Origin of the sequence: Aeromonas sp. QDB18 (assembly GCF_027705325.1) — a bacterium.
Classification (GTDB): domain Bacteria; phylum Pseudomonadota; class Gammaproteobacteria; order Enterobacterales; family Aeromonadaceae; genus Aeromonas; species Aeromonas caviae.
In genome coordinates this window covers 1-543 of sequence record NZ_JAPDBQ010000364.1, presented here as the reverse complement: position 1 = coordinate 543, position 543 = coordinate 1, and the positions used below count along the sequence as shown (strand labels likewise).

General features: G+C 45.5%; 1 pseudogene. It reads right to left on the bottom strand.

Going from position 1 to position 543, the window contains the following annotated elements:
- Positions 1 to 180 precede the first annotated feature (180 nt).
- Positions 181 to 543, bottom strand: a pseudogene (locus OKC30_RS21365) (hypothetical protein); the annotation flags it as partial.

Here is a 543-nt window from a genome sequence, read left to right as displayed (position 1 = left end):
GGCAGAGAAAATCCAAGCAAAACAACACGTTAGACGGTGTTATTAATTCGCTTGCCGCTTAAGGTTCTGTACATGAGAAAGTGCAATATCCCCGATAGGGCGAACCTCTGTCCTGTGAAATAGAAATTTCCAGCATATCGGCACTGATGGGGCCGCTATCAGAGATATTGTATGAGAAGCTCAGAATGTCTTTCCAACCTGCCCCTCCCTGTAAGGATTGCTGACGCCCTCCGAAGACAAGATGGATACGCTGAAGTCCCGTGGTTTTATATGTATTTCGGTTGTGCCGCTGAATTCATAGTATCCACTCTCGGGAGCATATCCATTCTTCATATTGAAGTTGATCAGACTGCGAGTCAGTTGATCTTGCAGCCCCAGCCTCACAACCTGTTTGAAGAAATTGCTGGACAAGAAAAGATAAACAGATGGCTGTCCTCTTAAATAGCTGATGTTGTAGCGAGAGCCTTTGCTTGGGAAGGTGCGAACAAGTCCCTGATATGAGATCATGTTTGTCATCTGGAGCCATGAAAAAGGGTTCATCAT